We start from the raw sequence: 18,263 nt of genomic DNA, 5'->3' as shown, positions 1-18,263 counted from the left end.
AGCCGGTGCGGCGCCGTCGTGGCTGGTCACGCCCGCGCGGCGGCGCCGCATACCTGATACGGGCCCCGCGCCCCGAGGGAGTCGGCCCCGCCCGGCGTCCAGGAACCCGGTGGTCAGGAGGCCTGGCGCTGGGGGTCGTGGTGTATTTCCACTCCCGGTGTGTCGCCGAAGGTCAGCCGGCACGTGTCGGCGCGGTAGGTCGCGACGGACAGGGCCGCCGTGCCGCCCTCCGCGAAGAAGCGGGTGGTGAGGACCAGGACCGGTGAGCCGGGGAGCCGGTCGAGTTCCCTGGCGTCGTCCGCGCGGGCGGATCCCAGCTCGACGGCGCGGTCCTGGCCCTCCAGCGTCAGGCGCTGGAGTTCGCGCAGCACCGCACGCGCGCGTGCCGGGCCGGACGGGGTGTCGATCGCGGTGAGGTCGGGCACTGAGGCCGCCGGGATGTAGAGCAGTTCCGTGGCGACCGGCTGGCCGTGGGACATCCGGGAGCGGCGCACCGTGTGGACGGGCTCGTCCGCGCCGGTCTCCAGGGCCCTGGCGACGGCTGCGGGCGGCACCGCCCGGTCGCAGTCGAGGGGCTGCCAGGCGTCCGAGGCGGCGCCCGGCCAGGCGTGCTGCTCGGTGCCGACGGCCACGCCCACGCGCGGGGGTGCGACGGTCGTGCCGACGCCGCGGCGGCGCTGCAGCCGGCCTTCCAGCTCCAGCTGTTCGAGGGCCTGGCGGAGCGTGGCGCGGGCCACGCCGAAGCGGGCGGCGAGGTCGCGCTCGTTGGGCAGGATCTCGCCGACCGAGAACTCGGAGTCCAGTGCCTCGGTGAGCACGGTCTTGAGATGCCAGTACTTCGGTTCCGGTACCGATTCCAGCTGCGTGGTCCCCACCCTGTCCTCCGCAAGAGCCGTGGTCCGGCGGTTTTTAGCGCCCTTGTTTATTAAAGGTTGTTGCACTTCTCTGCGACCATAGGGCGGCCTTCACCCTTGGTCAAGACCAATCCTCGGCCCCCTGGGCAACGCGCAGCCGACGTCACGGCGAAGCCCCCGTCGCGGAACGGGGGCCGGCGGGGCACGTGGGGTTCAGTGCTCGGCGAGGTGCCGCAGCTTGTCCGGGTTGCGGACGACGTACACGGTCGTGACGCGGCCGTCGGCGACGTCCACCTGGACCAGGCTGTCCGGCGTGCCGTCGGACAGGATCAGCAGCGCCGGGCCGCCGTTGGTTTCCAGGAAGCGGTACAACTGCTCGGCCTGGGGCTGCTGCTGGGCCACGGCGATGAGGAAGCGGCCGACCTTGTCCGCGGTGTGCAGGATGCGCACCGGCGCCTTGGCCTTGCCGCCGCTGTCGCCGACGAGCCGGACGTCCGGGGCGAGCAGGGCCATGAGCCCGTCCAGGTCCCCGCCGCCCGCTGCGGCGAGGAAACGTTCGGTCAGCTCCCGCCGCCGGGCGGGGTCGACCTCGTAGCGCGGCCGGCGTTCCTCGACGTGCCGGCGCGCCCGCGCGGCGAGTTGCCGTACCGCCGTCTCGGCGCGGTCCAGCAGGGCGGCGATCTCGGCGTACGGGTAGCCGAACGCCTCCCTGAGCACGAAGACGGCCCGCTCCAGCGGCGACAGCGACTCCATGACGACCAGGACGGCGAGGGAGACGCTGTCGGCGAGCACGGCGTGGTCCGCGGCGTCCGGGGCGGTGTCGCCGAACCCGGTGAGGTACGGCTCCGGCAGCCACGGTCCGACGTACGCCTCCCCGCGTGCCTGCACCTGGCGCAGCCGGTCGATGGCCAGGCGGGTGGTGATGCGTACCAGGTAAGCGCGTGGTTCGCGGACCTCCGCGCGGTCCTCGCGGGACCAGCGCAGCCAGGCGTCCTGGACCACGTCCTCGGCGTCGGCCACCCGCCCGAGCATGCGGTAGGCGACCCCCGTGAGCAGGGGGCGGTGCGCTTCGAAGAGGTCGGTCGCGGCGTCGGTGGTCACCGCCCCATCCCATCCGACACGCGCCGCGTGTGTCCACCCGGAATCGGCCCGTCCGGCGCCGGTCCGGATCACAATGACCGCGGACCGCCGGGGGCCGGCGGCCGGTGACCTGGAGGTGGCCGATGCGGTACGCGGTGCTGGGCACGGGCGAGGTGGGCCGCACACTGGGCGGCAGGCTGGTGGAGCTGGGGCACGAGGTGACCCTCGGGTCCCGCACCAGGGACAATCCGGTGGCGCAGGAGTGGGCCACGGCCGCGGCGGAGCGGGCCCGCGCGGGCACGTTCGCGGAGGCGGCCGCGGTGGGCGAGGTGGTCATCAACGCGGTGAGCGGCCGGGTGGCGCTCGACGCGCTGCGGGACGCCGGCGCTGAGCACCTCGACGGCAAGATCCTGGTGGACGTCTGCAACCCCCTGTCCTTCGAGGACGGGGAACCGCGTCTGGACCCCGTGGAGTCGGACAGTGTCGGCGAGCAGATCCAGCGGGCCTTCCCGCACGCGCGCGTGGTGAAGGCGCTGAACACGGTCAACTGTCAGGTGATGGTGGATCCGGGACGGGTGCCGGGGGCCCACCACCTGTTCGTGTGCGGGGAGGACGCCGGCGCCAAGCGGCAGGTGACGGACCTGCTCGGGGAGTTCGGATGGCCGGCGGAGCGGGTGCTCGACCTGGGCGGGATCCGTGCGGCGCGGGCGATGGAGATGTATCTGCCGCTGTGGCTCACCATGATGCGGCAGTTCGGGACCGCGGACTTCAACATCGAGGTGCGCCGGGCGGATTGACGGCCCCGGCAGCGGTCGGTGCACCGGCCGGGGGCTACCGGCCGGTAGTAATTGCTGACAAGCTGTCTACGGCGTCCGTCAGCACCCAGACGAGGAGCACCCCCATGTCCGCCACCGTCTCCTTCAAGGTCCCCACTCCCCATGGCCCGAAGGACGTGGCCGTGTCCTACGCGCGCGTGGGACGCGGTGAACCGCTGGTCCTGCTGCACGGCATCGGCCATCACCGGCAGGCCTGGGACCCGGTCGTGGACATCCTCGCCACCGAGCGGGACGTGATCGCCGTCGACCTGCCGGGCTTCGGCGCGTCCCCGGGGCTGCCGGACGGCCTCGCCTACGACCTGCCGACCACCAACTCCGTACTCGGCGCCCTGTTCGAGGCGCTGGAGCTGGACCGCCCGCACATCGCGGGCAACTCGCTGGGCGGCCTGCTCGCCCTGGAACTGGGCCGCGAGAAGCTCGTACGCTCCGTCACGGCGTTCTCCCCGGCCGGGTTCTGGACGCAGGCCGAGCGCCGGTACGCCTTCGCGGTGCTGCTCGCGATGCGGGGCGTCGCCCAGCGGATGCCGCTGCCGCTGGTGGAGCGGCTCTCCCGCACCGCGGCCGGCCGTACCGCGCTGACCAGCACCATCTACGCCCGTCCCGCGCGCCGCGCCCCGGAGGCCGTGGTCGCCGAGACGCTCGCGCTGGTGGGTGCCTCCGGGTTCGAGGCGACGCTGCGGGCGGGCGCCGCGGTGCGGTTCACCGACGCGCTGGCGGGCCTGCCGGTCACGGTGGCCTGGGGCAGCCGGGACCGGCTCCTCGTCCGCCGTCAGGGCGTACGGGCCAAGCAGCTGATCCCGCACGCCCGGCTGGTACGGCTGCCCGGCTGCGGCCACTGCCCGATGAACGACGACCCGGCGCTGGTCGCCCGCGTCATCCTGGACGGCAGCCGCTGAGCGACCGCGGCGGCTTCGCGGCCGACGGTGGCGCGACTCCCCTGGGGTGCGGGGCCGGATCGGACCTGCGGCTCGGCCGCGCGGACGGCGACACCACCCCAAGGCCCGTTGTTCACCTCGGGTTTCCGTTCGCGCCGCGGCGTCCCAGTAGGTGTGGCTCTGCACACTGGCCGGACCCCGTCCCTGGAGGCGCAGCCATGACAGACCGTCCGTTCCCCGGCCGCCGCAGCGTTCTGCGCGGCTCCCTCGCCGCGTCGGCGGCTCTCACCCTGCCCGTCGGCCTCGGCGCGGCCCCGGCGTTCGCCCGCTCCGGGCGTCCCCGGGCGAGCTGGGGCGTGCAGGCGGGCGATGTGACCACCGACTCCGGCCTGGTGTGGGTGCGTTCGGACCGGCCGGCCCGGATGATCGTGGAGACCTCGGCCACCGAGTCGTTCCGCAACCCGCGCAGATGGCACGGCCCGATGCTGGGCGCGGGCACGGACTTCACCGGCACCACCCGGCTGCACGGCCTGCCGTCGGGCGAGCAGATCCACTACCGGGTGCTGCTCGCCGACCCGGACGGCCCGCACCGCACGGGCGAGCCGGTGACCGGCACCTTCCGCACCGCGCCCGCCAAGCGGCGCCGGGGGGTGCGATTCGTGTGGTCCGGCGACCTGGCCGGACAGGGCTGGGGCATCAACGAGTCCCTCGGCGGTTACCGCATCTTCGACGCCATGGCGAAGGCCGACCCGGACTTCTTCCTGTGCAGCGGCGACAACGTCTACGCCGACGGCCCCATCGCGGCGACGGCGACCCTGCCCGACGGCAGCGTGTACCGGAACGTCACCACCGAGGAGAAGTCGCACGTCGCGGTCACCCTGGACGACTACCGGGGCAACTTCCGCTACAACCTGCTGGACTCGGCGCTGCGCCGGTTCAACGCCCAGGTGCCGAACATCATCCAGTGGGACGACCACGAGGTCCGCAACAACTGGTACCCGGACGAGGTCATCGGCGCCGGCACCCCCTACCCCGCGGGCACCAGGCTCGACGACCTGGCACTGCGCTCGCGGCAGGCGTTCTCCGAGTACTTCCCCGTCTCGACGCTCAGCGAGCGCCCGGACGGCCGGATCTACCGGGTCGTCCACCACGGGCCGCAGCTCGACGTGTTCGTACTCGACATGCGCACCTACCGCAACGCGAACTCCCCCGACGACCAGACCACGGACCCGGTGGGCATCCTCGGCCGCGAGCAGCTGGAGTGGCTCAAGCGGGAGCTCGCGAAGTCCCGTGCGGTGTGGAAGGTGATCGCCAACGACATGCCGCTGGGTCTCGTCGTACCCGACCCGGTGGAGGGCAAGCCGGACTTCGAGGCCGTGGCGCAGGGCGACCCGGGCGCTCCGCTCGGCCGCGAACTGCAGATCGCCGAGCTGCTGCGGTTCATCAAGCACCGGCGGATCACCGGCACGGTGTGGCTGACGGCCGACGTGCACCACACCTCCGCCCAGCACTACGACCCGTCACGCGCCGCGTTCAAGGACTTCGAGCCGTTCTGGGAGTTCGTCTCCGGACCGCTCAACGCCGGCGCCTTCCCGGCCAACGCGCTGGACGGCACGTTCGGCCCGGACCGGGTGTTCGTCAAGGCGCCCACCGCGGCCAACGTGTCTCCGGCCGAGGGGTACCAGTTCTTCGGCGAGGTCGACATCGACGGCGACAGCGGCGAGTTGACGGTCCGGCTGCGCGAGTACGACGGCACCGTGCTGTTCACGCAGACGCTCCAGCCGGGTCGGGTCGGCCAGTAGGCAGCCCGGCGGCGGGAGGCACCCCGTCCGGAGAAAATGCAAAAAAAGGGACGGAGCATGCTTTACTCATCGGTCACAAACCGTTCGCGATCACGCAACACCATTCCTTCACAGTGGCTGCATGACTGCAGACATGTCGAATGTGACCCGAGCGAAGCACGGACGCCCCGTGCACCACTGGCGGCGGGACCTCGTGGAGCTCGCCGCCCTGTTCACGGCCGTCGCGGTCGCCGACGCGGTGGCGAACATGGTCGGGCACGGCCCCGACGGTCCCGCGCTGCTGGTGGCCTCGGCGCTCGCGCTGGCCGCGACGGCCGGCTTCCACACCTGGTGGGCACGGCACCACGGCCACGCACCGCCGGCCGGTGATACCGGTGCCCGGCCGGCCGCCGAGACGCGGTCGGCCGGGCCCTCGGCACAACCGGACGGCGCGGCGGACGGCGTGACCGCCACCGGCGCGCTCTGGCGGATGCGGACGACGGTGAAGGACGAGCCGGGCTCGCTGGCCGCGCTGTGCACGGCGCTGGCCGAGCGGCGCGTGGACATCCTGAGCCTGCAGACGCATCCGCTGGCCGACGGCACCGTGGACGAGTTCCTGCTGCGGGCGCCCGGCGCGCTGGCGGCGGCCGAGATCTCCCGGGTGGTCGCACGGGCCGGCGGCGTGTCCACCTGGATCGAGCGGGCCGACGCCCATGACCTGGTCGACGCCCCCACCCGGGTGCTCGGCCTGGCCGCGCGCACCGCGCTGGACGCCGCCGAACTGCCGCTGGCACTACGCCAGTTGCTGGGCCGGTGCACGATCCGCTCACTGCCCGGATCGCCGGTCGGCGGTGGCCGCGGGCCGGAGCCGGTGCCCGGCGAGGGGGTGCTGGAGGACACCGTGATGCGGCTGCCGGCCCCGGAGGGCGGGGTGCTCACCGTGGAGCGGCCGTATCTGCCGTTCACGCCGACCGAGTTCGCGCGGGCCCGGGCGCTGGTGGAACTGGACAACCGGCTCGGTCCGCGGATCCCGGGCGGCGGGGACGTGCTGACGCTGCCGGAGGGCGCCGACATCACGGTCCGCCGGGTCGGCACCGGAGATCTGGCCGCCGCGAAGGCGATGCACGAGCGGTGCTCGCCGCGCACCCTCGGGCTGCGCTACCACGGCCCGGTCGGCGACGCGGACCGCTATCTGAACCACCTGCTCAGCCCCCGTTTCGGCCGGACACTGGCGGCGCAGACCACCTCCGGACGCATCGTCGGCCTCGGGCATCTGCTCTGGGACGGCGACGAGACCGAGGTCGCGCTGCTGATCGAGGACGACTGGCAGCGGCGCGGCATCGGCGGTGAACTGCTCGACCGGCTGGTGGCGATGGCGGTGGAGGCCGGCTGCGAGAGCGTGTACGCCGTGACGCAGGCGTCGAACACCGGCATGGTCGCCGCGATGCGCGGCCTCGGACTGCCCCTGGACTACCAGATCGAGGAGGGCACGCTGGTCATCACGGCCCGCCTGGACGCCGGACCGGCCGCCGCCCGTACACCGCACGAAACGGGCCACCGCCACCTCGCTGACCCGGCCCACAGGGACTGACCCCGCGGCCCGCCCGCGGCCGCCCTCCCGCTACGCCCCCGGCCCGGTACGGCAACCAGGCCGGGGCGGGGGCGACAGACGAAGGCGGGGCGACAGACGGCAGCGGAGCGGGAGACGGGACCGGGGCGACAGACGGCCCGGAGCGGCGCGCGAGACGGAAACGGCGCGACAGACCGCCCGGAGCAGCGCGGCAGACGGGAACGGCGCGGGAGACGGGCCCCGGTGCTCCTTCCGGGCGACCGCGCCATGATCCGCGGCAGCGGCGCTCGGCCACGACGGCGGTGTGGGATTCCCCCACACCCGCCGGGCACAGGCAGTGGGGGTGCCCGACTCACCGGCGCACCCACCACCGCCGCTCCCCCTCAGCGCACCGCTTCCCGCAGCGGCACCGGCGTCCGCACCGGCTCCCCAAGCGCCTGGTCGAGGTCCGTCCACAGGTCGTCCACGTCCTCCAGCCCCACGGACAGCCGCAGCAACCGGTCACTCACCCCCGCCCCACGGCGGTCGTCGGCGTCGACGATGCGGTGGCTGATGGACGCGGGGTGCTGGATGAGCGTGTCGACGCTGCCGAGGCTCACCGCCGGGGTGACGAGCCGGACCCGGGAGATGACCTCGTGCGGGTCGCCGTGCACCTCGAAGGCGATCATCGCGCCGCCGATGCGCGGATAGTGGACGCGGGCCACGCGCGGGTCCGCGGCGAGCCGGCGGACCAGTTCGGCGGCGTTCGCCGAGGCGGCCCGCACCCGGACCGGGAGCGTGGACAGCCCCCTCAGCAGCAGATAGCCGGCCAGCGGATGCAGGACGCCCCCGGTGGCGAACCGTATCTGCCGCAGCCGCCCCGCGAACTCCTCGTCGCAGGCGACGACTCCGGCCAGCACATCGCCGTGCCCGCCGAGGTACTTGGTGGCACTGTGCAGCACCATGCGGGCGCCGTGCTCGGCCGGGCGTTGCAGCACGGGTGTGGCGAAGGTGTTGTCGGCGAGCAGCGGGACCGTACCGCAGGCGTGCGCGACGGCCCGCAGGTCGAGTTCGGCGAGGGTCGGGTTGGCCGGGGACTCGACCAGCACCAGCCCCGTGTCGGGGCGCAGCGCGTCGGTGATGCCGGCCGGGTCGGTCCAGGTGACGTCGGTGCCGAGCAGCCCGGCGGTGAGCAGGTGGTCGCTGCAGCCGTACAGGGGCCGTACCGCGACCACATGGCGCAGGCCCATGGCGGACCGCGCCAGCAGGACCGCGCTGAGCGCCGCCATGCCGCTGGCGAAGGCGACCGCGGACTCGGTGCCCTCAAGGCGGGCCAGTGCGGTCTCGAAGCGGGCGACGGTCGGGTTGCCGAGCCGGCCGTAGATCGGCGGACCGGCCGGGTCGGCGCCGTCGGTGGCGAAGGAGTCGATGCGGGCGGCCTCACCCCGGCTGTCGTGCGAGGGGTAGGTGGTGGACAGGTCGATCGGCGGGGCGTGCAGGCCCTGGCGGGCGAGATCGTCGCGGCCGGCGTGTACGGCCTCGGTGGCCAGGGCTCTCGATGCGGTGCGTACGTCGTCGTAGGCACCGGTGCTCGCTGTGTCCATGGGCGGAAGGGTGAACATCGAACGGTTCACTGGATTCGAACACCGTGCTACGTTCGGCCAATGGCCGAATCTGTCGTACTGGATCCGGTGGACCTCCAGCTGCTGCGGCTGCTGCAGAACGACGCCCGGACCACCTACCGCGATCTCGCCGCGCAGGTGGGCGTGGCACCGTCGACCTGCCTGGACCGGGTGACCCGGCTGCGCCGCTCGGGCGTGATCCTCGGCCATCAGCTGCGGCTGGATCCGGCCAAACTCGGGCGCGGGCTCCAGGCGCTGCTGTCGGTACAGGTGCGGCCGCACCGGCGGGAGCTGGTGGGGCCGTTCGTGGAGCGGATCCGGGCGCTGCCGGAGGCACGGTCGGTGTTCCATCTGACCGGGCCGGACGACTATCTGGTGCATGTGGCCGTCACGGACATGGCGGATCTGCAGCGGCTGGTGCTCGACGAGTTCACGGCACGGCGCGAGGTGGCCCGGGTGGAGACCCGGTTGATCTTCCAGCAGTGGGAGTGCGGACCACTGCTGCCTCCCGGCCACGCCCAGAGCTGAATCCCCCCGAACGTGGGTGACGCGAAGATCCTCCGCGTACGAGGATGGCCGCATGTCTGAGACCAAGAGCCCGCTGCCCCGTGAGGTGGCCGACGCGTACGTGGACGGCCTCATCGCCCTCGACCCGGTGACCGGTACCTACCTCGGTGTGGAGGAGAGCTCGCGCCGGCTGCCCGACTACTCGCCCGCGGGCCGCGAGGCCCTCGCGGAGCTGGCCCGGGCCACCCTCGCGCAGCTGGCCGAGGCGGAGCGGCAGCCCGGTGCGGACAGCGACGTGGAGCGGCGCTGCGGGCGGCTGCTGCGGGAGCGGCTGACCGCCGGACTCGCCGTGCACGAGGCGGACGAGCACCTGCGCGCGATCGGCAACATGAGCACGCCGGGCCACGAGGTGCGGGAGGTCTTCACGGTCACCCCGGCGCGGACGGAGGAGGACTGGGCCGCGATCGCCGAGCGGCTGCGCGCGGTGCCGGCCGCGCTCGCGGGGTACCGGGAATCGCTGCAACTGGGCCTGGACCGCAAGCTGTTCGCCGCGCCCCGGCCGACCGCGACCTACATCCAGCAGCTCACCGAGTGGACGGACACGGACGGCGAGGGCCGCGGCTGGTACGAGGACTTCGCCGCCGCCGGACCCGAGGCGCTGCGCACCGAGCTGGACGAGGCGGCCCGCGCGGCGACCGGCGCCCTGGCTGAGCTGCGGGACTGGCTGCGCGACGTCTACGCGCCGGCGATCGAGGGCACCCCGAACACGGTGGGCCGCGAGCGGTACGCGCGCTGGTCCCGCTACTTCAACGGCACCGATCTGGATCTGGACGAGGCGTACGCGTACGGCTGGTCGGAGTTCCACCGGATCCTCGGCGAGATGAGGCAGGAGGCCGAGAAGATCCTGCCCGGCGCCGAGACCCCCTGGGTGGCGCTCGCGCACCTCGACGAGCACGGCCGGCACATCGAGGGTGTGGACGAGGTCCGTGAGTGGCTGCAGGGTCTGATGGACAAGGCCATCGCGGACCTGGACGGCACCCACTTCGAACTCGCCGAGCGGGTGCGGAAGGTGGAGTCGTGCATCGCTCCGCCCGGCGGCGCGGCGGCCCCCTACTACACGGCACCGACGGAGGACTTCTCCCGTCCCGGCCGCACCTGGCTCCCCACGATGGGCCACACCCGCTTCCCGGTCTACGACCTCGTCTCGACCTGGTACCACGAGGGTGTGCCCGGCCACCACCTCCAGCTCGCACAGTGGGCGCACGTCGCGCAGGACCTGTCCCGCTACCAGGCGACGGTCGGCATCGTCAGCGCCAACGCCGAGGGCTGGGCGCTGTACGCGGAGCGGCTGATGGACGAACTGGGCTACCTCACGGGTCCCGAGGAGCGGCTCGGCTATCTGGACGCGCAGATGATGCGGGCGGCGCGGGTGATCGTGGACATCGGTATGCACCTGGAGCTGGAGATCCCCGCCGACTCGCCGTTCCACCCCGGCGAGCGGTGGACGCCGGAGCTGGCGCAGGAGTTCTTCGGCGCGCACAGCAGCCGGCCGGCGGACTTCGTGGAGAGCGAGCTGACCCGGTACCTGACGATTCCGGGCCAGGCGATCGGCTACAAGCTCGGTGAGCGGGCGTGGCTGCTGGGCCGGGAGAAGGCGCGTGCGCGGCACGGCGACGCGTTCGACCTGAAGGCCTGGCACATGGCGGCGCTGTCGCAGGGCTCCCTGGGCCTGGACGACCTGGTGGACGAACTGGCCCGGCTCTGACCCCTCCCGGCGCCTCCGAGCCCGCCCCGCGCCTGCCTCCGCCGGACGGCGCCCTCGGCCGTACGGCCCTCCCCGGTGGCGGGGGCGGCCGGGCGGCCGCTGGCTGGTGCCGGAGGCGATGCGGAGGAGGCGGGACGGGATGCGGCAGCAGGGGCAGGGACGGCGGGTGCTGGAGACACCGCGGGCGGCCGGGCTGGCGGGAGTGGTGTTCGCGCTGCTGTTCGCGGCGGCGAGCGTCCTGCTCCGGCTGGGCATCCCCGAAGGGGTCGGCGCGACCACCGCGGGAGGGTTCACGGACACCGGGCGCCGTGCCGCGCTGCGTGCCGCCCTCGCGCTGGTGCCGTTCGCCGGCATCTTCTTCCTGTGGTTCCTCGGCGCGGTACGGGCGTACGTCGGCGCGGCCGAGGACAAGTTCCTCGGCACCGCCTTCCTCGGCAGCGGACTCGTCTTCACCGCCATGATGTTCGGCGCCGCCGCGGCCGCGCAGGCCGTCCTCGCGGTCGGACACCCCACCGGCACGGCGCCGGACCCCGTCTGGGACTTCGGCCGCCATCTCGCGTACACCCTGATGACGGCGTACGCCACGCGGATGGCGGCCGTCTTCGTCTCCTCCCTTTCGGTGATCGGCCACCGCCTGGGCGTCCTGCCCCGCTGGCTGTCCGTCCTGGGCTTCCTGACCGCCCTCACACTGCTCTTCGTCGCATCCGACGTCCCCTGGGCGGAGCTCGTCTTCCCCGCGTGGTCGCTGCTGCTCAGCGTGCACGTCATCGTGGCGAGCGGCCGCACCGGGGCCCCTGCCGCGGCGGCCCCATGACGGCCGGCGGTCCGAATGGGGGTTTCCCGGCGAGCGAGGCCGCTCCACTCCCCTCATGCTGGCAGACGGGACATGACCGCCGTCCGGGAATGCCGCGCGACACGGCCGGCCGCCACCGGACCTGGCCACCGGAAGGGCGGAGCGTCGATGAGGCTCGTCGTCGATCTCAACAAGTGCCAGGGGTACGCGCAGTGCGCGTTCCTCGCTCCCGATGTCTTCGCCATGCACGGCGAGGAGTCACTGGTCTACAACCCGCACGCGCCCGAGGAGCAGCGCGAACGGCTGGCCCGCGCCGTCGCCGCCTGCCCGGTACAGGCGATCACCGCGGACGGTCTGGACGGCTCCGGGTCCGGGCCGGAGGCCGGACCCGCCCGGGAGGCCTCCGATGCCCGCTGACCCTGTGGAATGGCTCAGGCGTGAGGGCCGTATCGTCATCGTGGGCGCCTCGCTGGCGGGGCTGCGGGCCGCCGAGACACTGCGCGCCGAGGGCTTCACGGGCGAGCTGACCCTGATCGGTGACGAGCCGTACGAGCCCTACGACCGGCCGCCGCTGTCCAAGTCCGTCCTGCTGGGCATGGCGTCCCCGCGCCGCACCGAGCTGCCGCGCCGCCGGGGGATCGACGCCAAGTGGCGGCTCGGTGTCCCGGCGGCCGGTCTGGACCTGACGGCCAAGCGGGTCCGGCTGGCCGACGGGGACGAGGTGGAGTACGACCGGCTGCTCATCGCGACCGGCGTGCGCGCCCGGCCCTGGCCGAAGGCGGAGGAGGCCCGGCTGGACGGCGTGTGCCTGCTGCGCACCCGGGACGACGCCGCCGATCTGTACCAGCGGCTGAAGGCGGGGCCGCGCCGGGTGTTCGTCATCGGCGCGGGCTTCGCCGGTTCGGAAGTGGCGTCGGCCTGCCGGGAGATGGGCCTCCCGGTCACCGTGGCGGAGCGCGCGGGGGCGCCACTGGTGGGCGCGCTCGGCGGAGTGATCGGCTCGGTCGCCGCCGACCTGCAGCTGGAGAACGGCGTCGATCTGCGCACGCGTGTCACGGTGACCTCGCTGGAGGGCGACGCGACGGGCAGGGTGCGGGCCGTCCACCTGTCCGACGAGAGCGTCGTCGAGGCGGACGTGGTCGTGGTCTCGCTGGGCTCGGTGCGCAACACCGACTGGCTGACCGGATCGGGGCTCGGCGCCGGGCCCCGGGGCATCGCCTGTGACGCGGGCTGCCGGGCCTTCGACTTCCGGGGGATCGTCACGGACGACGTCTTCGTGGCCGGTGACGTCGCGCGCTCGCCGCACGCGCTGTTCGGCTACCAGTTCCTGTCGCTGGAGCACTGGGGCAACGCCGTCGCCCAGGCGGAGACGGCCGCGCACAACATGATCTGCCACGGCGCCGAACGCCGCCCGCACCTGTGGATGCCGGCCTTCTGGTCCTCGATGTTCGGCGTGAACATCAAGTCGGTCGGCGTGCCGCCCATGGGCGACCAGATCATGATCACTCAGGGTTCGCTCGCCGAGCGCCGGTTCGTCGGCGTGTACGGCCACGAGGGCCGCATGATCGCCGCCGTGACCTTCGACCACACGCGGTGGCTGGAGTTCTACGCGCGGCAGATCGAGCGGGGCGCGCCGTTCCCGGTGGAGTTCCCGACGATGGACCGGCGTCCCGAGGGCCGGCAGCCGGTGCCGGCCGACTTCCCCGACCCGTCCCTGCCGACCCACGGCCCCACCGTGACCCTCAGTGGCTACTCCCCGGCCGACCAGCAGCTGGTCTTCCACCCCGCCCGGCACTGACCGCCGCCCGGCCCCGACGCTCCAAGGACTTGTCATGACGCAGGCCTCGCTGTTCCGCCAGATCACGGACTTCGCCAACCGCGCCGACCCGTATCCGCTGTACGCGGAACTCCGCAGGACACCGGTGCTGCACGAAGAGGACGGCGGTCCCTACGTCATCAGCTCCTACTGGGACATCGAGGCGCTGCTCCACGATCCGCGGATCAGCTCCGACGCCGCCAACCTGGCCGCCGCGGGGGACGACGAACTGAGCCAGGCGGACGAGACGGGAGGGCTGCCGCCGTCGTTCATCCGGCTCGATCCGCCGGAGCACGACCGGCTCAGGCGCATCGCCAACCGGGGCTTCGGGCCGCCGCACCGGCCGCGCCGGGTGGAGAACATGCGGGGTGAGCTGGGCGCCATCGTGGACGGGCTGCTCGACGGCCTGACGGACAAGCGGCAGATCGACCTGGTCGACGACTTCGCCTACCCCTTCCCCGTGACGGTGATCTGCCGGCTGCTCGGCGTGCCCCGGGAGGACGAACCGCGCTTTCGCACCTGGGTGGACCCGCTGGTCGCCAGCCTGGACCCGGAGACACGCCAGAACGCCGACGCCGAGTTCGTGAGGACGGCGCAGGAAGCGCGGATGCAGCTCGGGATGTATCTCGCCGGACTGGTCGAGCAGCGCACCAAGGAGCCGCAGGACGATCTGCTGTCCGACCTGGTGGGCAGCCGGGGCCCGGACGGTGCCATGACGATGATGGAAGTGCTCAGCACCGCGGTGCTGCTGCTGATCGCCGGTCACGAGACGACGGTCAACCTCATCACCAACGGCATGCTCACCCTGCTGCGGCACCCGGAGGTCCTGCAGCGGCTCCGGGAAGATCCGCGGCTGTCGGTGCGGATCGTGGAGGAGCTGCTGCGCTACGAGCCGCCGGTGCAGATCGTGCCGCAGCGCACCTGCATCGCCGACGTCGAGCTGCGCGGGGTCGTCATCCCCAAGGGATCGCGCATCTGGCTGATGCTGGCCGCGGGCAACCGCGACCCCGAGCGGTTCAAGGATCCCGACCGCTTCGACCCGGACCGCGAGGACCTCCAGCACCTGGGGTTCGGCAGCGGCATCCACAGCTGCTTCGGCGCTCCGCTGGCCCGGCTGGAGACCCAGATCGCCCTGTCCGAACTGGCCCGGCGGCTGCAGAATCCCCGTCTGGTCGAGGACCCGCCGCCGTACCGGCGCAACGCGGTGCTGCGCGGCCCCCGGCATCTGCACATCGCCTGCGACGGCCTGCGTTGACCGTGCCGGCGGTCCGGTCAGTGGCCGAGCCGTCTGAGCTGCACCAGGCCGAACCAGGTCTCCGGTCCGGGCTGGACATACGCGGCGCGCACCGTGTACGAGCCCGGCTGCAGATCGATCCGCACATGCTCCTGGCTCGCCGCCGCGCCGCCCGGCCACGCCGAGTCGAACAGCAGCACCGGGCCCGGCACCCGCCAGTGCACCTCGCTCCCCCACACCGCCGTATCGAGGGCGCCGGGGACGCTGTCGAGCAGTTCGGCCTCGGAGTTCGCGGCGGACCACCGTACGAAGGCGGCGTGGTCCGGCAGGTAGGTGGTGGAGGCGGGTTCGTCACCGAACACCAGGGCCGCGCTGTCGCCGACCGGGAGCAGGCCTACGTATCCGTCGACCTCGCACGCCCGGTCGTAGTCGGTGTCGAGTTCCTCGCTGTCGGCGCCCGCCCAGAACGGCAGCACCGTCTCCGGGACGGCTACCAGCGGGCCGCCGCCCGACTCCACCCACTCCAGCGCGCCTGGATCCGCGTATCGAGCCATGGGCAGAGAACCTACACGGGCGGGGGTCAGCAGCCGCACTCGCCTTCGACGGGCGCGGATGGGGGCGCCCCCGCACGAGCGTTGTTCGAGCGTGGGGGAGGGTCGGCGGCGCGCTGTTCACGCCCCCGCCAGGTCTCGTGGGCGAAGCCCTCGCGCACCCAGTACTCGAAGCCGCCCAGCATCTCCTTGACCTGGTAGCCGAGTTCGGCGAGGGCCAGGGCGGCGCGGGTGGCGCCGTTGCAGCCGGGGCCCCAGCAGTACGTCACCACCGGCACGGACGGGTCGAGGAGTTGCCCGGCCTGTGCGGGGATGAGCGCGGTGGGCAGGTGGATCGCGCCGGGGATGCGGCCCTGGTCCCAGGACGCGGTGGAGCGGGTGTCCACGAGGGCGAAGCCGGGGTCGCCGCCGGCCGCGAGCGCGGCGGCCACGTCGGAGACGTCGGCGTGGAAGGCCAGGCTCGCCCGGAAGTAGGCGGCGGCCTGGGCGGGCACGGCGGGGGCGACGCGCAGGACGGGGTTCTCGGAGGGCACGGCGTTCTCAGCGGGCTTGGTGATCATGACTGGAAATCTACGGCCCGAACCGAGCTCGCTGAAGGGGGAATCCACGCCCCCCCTTGTCCACGCAGGGAATTCCCTGCTATCCATCCCGGATGACCGTGTATTCCCCGGACGCCACCGACTGGCGCATTCTTGAGGTCCTCCAGCGGGAGGGACGAGCCAGCTACGCCGAGCTGGCACGCGCCGTGTCCATGTCGCCGAGTGCCGTCACCGAACGGGTCCGGCGGCTGGAGGAGGCAGGCGTGATCCAGGGGTACGCGGCGGTCGTCGACCCCGAACGGCTCGGACTGCCGATCCTGGCGTTCGTACGGCTGCGGTATCCGAACGGCACCTACAAGCCCTTCCACGACCTGGTGACCGCGACGGTCGAGATCCTGGAGGCGCACCATGTGACGGGCGACGACTGCTTCGTCATCAAGGTCGCCGCACGGTCCATGGCGCATCTGGAGGAGATCTCGGGAAAGATCGGCGCGCTGGGCTCGGTGACCACCAGCGTCGTGTACTCCTCCCCGCTGCCCCGGAGACCGCTCGGACGCTGACCGTCAGCCGACGCCCCGCTGCGGTCGGTCTCCGCGCCGGACGTCCCGGTGCACAGCACCGCGCGATGTGCAATTCCACCGGGATGCGCGGGCGACCAGATGGTGAAATGCTGTGGGAGAAGCGGATCCGCCGTGACCGGCAGGGGGTTCCTCCCCCTCTTCCTCCCCCCTCCTTACCTGCCATCGGTCTGTCCGGAGGCTTCTCATGCCTGGATCCCCCCACCTGGACCAGATCGACCACCTTGTGGTCCTGATGCTGGAGAACCGCTCGTTCGACCACATGCTGGGTTTCCTGTACACCGACGACGGAAACCGGTCACAGTCCGGTGCCCCGTACGAGGGACTGACCGGCGGCGAGTCCAATCCCGATGACAGCGGCGCAGACGTCACCGTCTTCCGGATCGATCCGACCGTCGCGGGTGCGTACTTCATGCCCGGCGCCAACCCCGGAGAGGGGTACCGGGCCACCAATCACCAGGTGTTCGGCACCGCCACACCCGCCGCTGGGCAGAAGCCGACCAACAACGGCTTCGTCACCGACTTCGCCTTTGCCCTCAAACGCCATCAGGAGCGGCACGATCCGGTGTATCCCGGCACAACAACCACCGACATCATGGGGTGTTTCACCCCGCAAGGGCTGCCGGTGCTGTCCGGGCTGGCCCGCGGTTACGCGGTGTGCGACCACTGGTACAGCTCCGTGCCCACCGAGACCCTGCCCAACCGGGCGTTCGCGCTGGCCGGAACGAGTCAGGGCCACATGGACGACCACACGCACACCTTCACGACGCCCAGCATCTTCGGCGAGCTCTCCCGGAAGAACGTCGAGTGGAGCGTGTACGGCTACCATGCCCAGCCGCTCACCCGCGGTGACTTCCCCGACATCGCCGGTGCCGCCGCACCGCACTTCGGCCAGTTCATCGACTTCAAGCAGGCCGCCGCCCAAGGCACCCTCCCCGCCTTCGTGTTCCTTGAGCCCGCCTGGTCGTCCACGGGCAACAGTCAGCACCCCAACTACGACGTGGCCCTCGGCGAGCAGCTGATCCACGACGTGTACTACGCGCTGCGCAGCGGCCCCGGCTGGGCCAGAACGCTGCTCGTCCTCACCTATGACGAGCACGGCGGCTGTTACGACCACGTACCGCCGCCCTCGGACGCGGCACCGCCCGACCACTCGGTGGGCGAGTTCGGCTTCGACTTCACGCGCTTCGGTGTGCGTGTGCCCACCGTGTTGGTGTCCCCGCTGATCGAGCCCGGCACCGTCTTCCGTGTCCCCAACGGATCCACGCCGCTGGATCACACGTCGCTGCTCAAGACGGTAGAGGAACGCTGGGGGCTGGACGCGTTGACCGCTCGCGACCGGAACGCCCCTGGAATCGGCGCCGTTCTCACGCTCGGACAGCCGCGCGACGACGACCCGCTCGACGGCGTGATCGTCCCCACCTCCATCGGAGTCAACCCGGCCCGGAGCGAGACCTCCCACCTGGAGCAGGTGCACGCCGACCTCGTCACACGCCGGCTCATCCCGCCGACCTGAGCCAGGTATTCCACGTCGTGGACTGGCGTGGGGAGCTGCATGGGGTGCGGCTGGGCTGCGTGGGCTTGTTCATCGGCGGGTTTCTCGACGCCGCTGCGGCGTGGACCTTTTCGGGCCCCGGCGGCGTGGTGGTGGGCCCGCACGACCGTGGAGTCGACTGACACCAGCCAGTCGATGTCTCCGGCCGCATCCGCCTGGGCCTGCGCCGCCTGGAACATCCGCTCGAACGTGCCGTCCTTGGCCCACCGGTGGAATCGGGTGTGCAACGTGGCCCACGGTCCGTACCGCCCGGATACGTCCCGCCAGGCCACCCCCGGTACGGAACTTCCACCCGGCATCGGAAAGTTCATGGCGACGTATCACCCGA

Annotated in this window: 17 protein-coding genes and 1 pseudogene; 12 read left to right on the top strand and 6 right to left on the bottom strand. The window is 72.5% G+C overall.

The genetic code is table 11. The annotated features are described in order from the left end of the window. Nucleotides 1-113: 113 nt before the first annotated feature. Nucleotides 114-875 carry a GntR family transcriptional regulator gene (locus ABT171_RS13840; protein WP_351243178.1) on the bottom strand — a complete coding sequence of 254 codons (762 nt, stop codon included), beginning with the start codon at nucleotides 873-875 and terminating at the stop codon, nucleotides 114-116. Nucleotides 876-1,067: 192 nt separating this feature from the next. Continuing rightward, nucleotides 1,068-1,955 (bottom strand): RNA polymerase sigma factor SigJ, encoded by an 888-nt coding sequence (sigJ, locus tag ABT171_RS13835; RefSeq protein WP_351243176.1) that lies wholly within the window; start codon nucleotides 1,953-1,955, stop codon nucleotides 1,068-1,070. Nucleotides 1,956-2,077: 122 nt separating this feature from the next. Between sigJ and ABT171_RS13830 the strand changes: the two genes are divergently transcribed. From ABT171_RS13830 to ABT171_RS13815, 4 genes are all read left to right on the top strand, one after another. Beyond that, the gene (locus tag ABT171_RS13830) at nucleotides 2,078-2,731 is read left to right on the top strand and encodes an NADPH-dependent F420 reductase (RefSeq protein WP_351243174.1); all 654 of its coding nucleotides are present in this window, start codon (nucleotides 2,078-2,080) and stop codon (nucleotides 2,729-2,731) included. A 104-nt stretch (nucleotides 2,732-2,835) separates the two neighbouring features. Then, nucleotides 2,836-3,666, top strand: coding sequence for an alpha/beta fold hydrolase (locus ABT171_RS13825; protein ID WP_351243172.1), 831 nt, complete (start codon nucleotides 2,836-2,838; stop codon nucleotides 3,664-3,666). Nucleotides 3,667-3,863: 197 nt separating this feature from the next. Further along, entirely contained in the window at nucleotides 3,864-5,447 is a 1,584-nt protein-coding gene (locus tag ABT171_RS13820; protein ID WP_351243170.1) for an alkaline phosphatase D family protein, read from the top strand. A 121-nt stretch (nucleotides 5,448-5,568) separates the two neighbouring features. Continuing rightward, nucleotides 5,569-7,017 (top strand): GNAT family N-acetyltransferase, encoded by a 1,449-nt coding sequence (locus ABT171_RS13815; protein WP_351243168.1) that lies wholly within the window; start codon nucleotides 5,569-5,571, stop codon nucleotides 7,015-7,017. 362 nt (nucleotides 7,018-7,379) lie between these two features. Here the strand turns inward: ABT171_RS13815 and ABT171_RS13810 are convergent, their stop codons facing one another. Further along, nucleotides 7,380-8,579: a trans-sulfuration enzyme family protein gene (locus ABT171_RS13810; RefSeq protein WP_351243166.1), complete on the bottom strand. Its 1,200-nt coding sequence runs from the start codon at nucleotides 8,577-8,579 to the stop codon at nucleotides 7,380-7,382. 60 nt (nucleotides 8,580-8,639) lie between these two features. On the opposite strand from ABT171_RS13810, the gene ABT171_RS13805 reads away from it, so the two are divergent. From ABT171_RS13805 to ABT171_RS13780, 6 genes are all read left to right on the top strand, one after another. Beyond that, complete coding sequence (locus tag ABT171_RS13805) at nucleotides 8,640-9,125, top strand: Lrp/AsnC family transcriptional regulator (protein WP_351243164.1); 486 nt, start codon at nucleotides 8,640-8,642, stop codon at nucleotides 9,123-9,125. 52 nt (nucleotides 9,126-9,177) lie between these two features. Then, a complete protein-coding gene (locus ABT171_RS13800; RefSeq protein ID WP_351243162.1) occupies nucleotides 9,178-10,869 on the top strand; it encodes a DUF885 domain-containing protein in 1,692 nt (563 codons plus the stop codon). A gap of 139 nt (nucleotides 10,870-11,008) precedes the next feature. Beyond that, nucleotides 11,009-11,683: a hypothetical protein gene (locus tag ABT171_RS13795; protein WP_351243160.1), complete on the top strand. Its 675-nt coding sequence runs from the start codon at nucleotides 11,009-11,011 to the stop codon at nucleotides 11,681-11,683. A gap of 147 nt (nucleotides 11,684-11,830) precedes the next feature. After that, nucleotides 11,831-12,079 (top strand): ferredoxin, encoded by a 249-nt coding sequence (locus ABT171_RS13790; RefSeq protein WP_351243158.1) that lies wholly within the window; start codon nucleotides 11,831-11,833, stop codon nucleotides 12,077-12,079. Continuing rightward, nucleotides 12,069-13,460 carry an NAD(P)/FAD-dependent oxidoreductase gene (locus ABT171_RS13785; RefSeq protein ID WP_351243156.1) on the top strand — a complete coding sequence of 464 codons (1,392 nt, stop codon included), beginning with the start codon at nucleotides 12,069-12,071 and terminating at the stop codon, nucleotides 13,458-13,460. Before ABT171_RS13790 ends, ABT171_RS13785 begins: the two co-directional genes overlap by 11 nt. A gap of 34 nt (nucleotides 13,461-13,494) precedes the next feature. Further along, nucleotides 13,495-14,733, top strand: coding sequence for a cytochrome P450 (locus tag ABT171_RS13780; protein WP_351243154.1), 1,239 nt, complete (start codon nucleotides 13,495-13,497; stop codon nucleotides 14,731-14,733). A 17-nt stretch (nucleotides 14,734-14,750) separates the two neighbouring features. Here the strand turns inward: ABT171_RS13780 and ABT171_RS13775 are convergent, their stop codons facing one another. Continuing rightward, complete coding sequence (locus ABT171_RS13775; protein ID WP_351243152.1) at nucleotides 14,751-15,266, bottom strand: immunity 21 family protein; 516 nt, start codon at nucleotides 15,264-15,266, stop codon at nucleotides 14,751-14,753. 26 nt (nucleotides 15,267-15,292) lie between these two features. Then, the gene (locus ABT171_RS13770) at nucleotides 15,293-15,823 is read right to left on the bottom strand and encodes a rhodanese-like domain-containing protein (protein WP_351243150.1); all 531 of its coding nucleotides are present in this window, start codon (nucleotides 15,821-15,823) and stop codon (nucleotides 15,293-15,295) included. Nucleotides 15,824-15,915: 92 nt separating this feature from the next. On the opposite strand from ABT171_RS13770, the gene ABT171_RS13765 reads away from it, so the two are divergent. Beyond that, nucleotides 15,916-16,362 (top strand): Lrp/AsnC family transcriptional regulator, encoded by a 447-nt coding sequence (locus ABT171_RS13765; protein ID WP_351243148.1) that lies wholly within the window; start codon nucleotides 15,916-15,918, stop codon nucleotides 16,360-16,362. A gap of 205 nt (nucleotides 16,363-16,567) precedes the next feature. Continuing rightward, nucleotides 16,568-17,896, top strand: coding sequence for an alkaline phosphatase family protein (locus ABT171_RS13760; protein ID WP_351243146.1), 1,329 nt, complete (start codon nucleotides 16,568-16,570; stop codon nucleotides 17,894-17,896). A gap of 224 nt (nucleotides 17,897-18,120) precedes the next feature. Here ABT171_RS13760 and ABT171_RS41890 read toward each other — a convergent pair. After that, a pseudogene (locus tag ABT171_RS41890) lies at nucleotides 18,121-18,234 on the bottom strand (transposase); the annotation flags it as partial. Nucleotides 18,235-18,263: the final 29 nt, after the last annotated feature.

Source organism: Streptomyces sp. NPDC001851, assembly GCF_040297165.1.
In the GTDB taxonomy this organism is placed as follows: Bacteria; Actinomycetota; Actinomycetes; order Streptomycetales; family Streptomycetaceae; genus Streptomyces.
The sequence above is the reverse complement of the archived record's forward strand: the minus strand, read 5'-3'. Positions and strand labels throughout refer to the sequence as shown.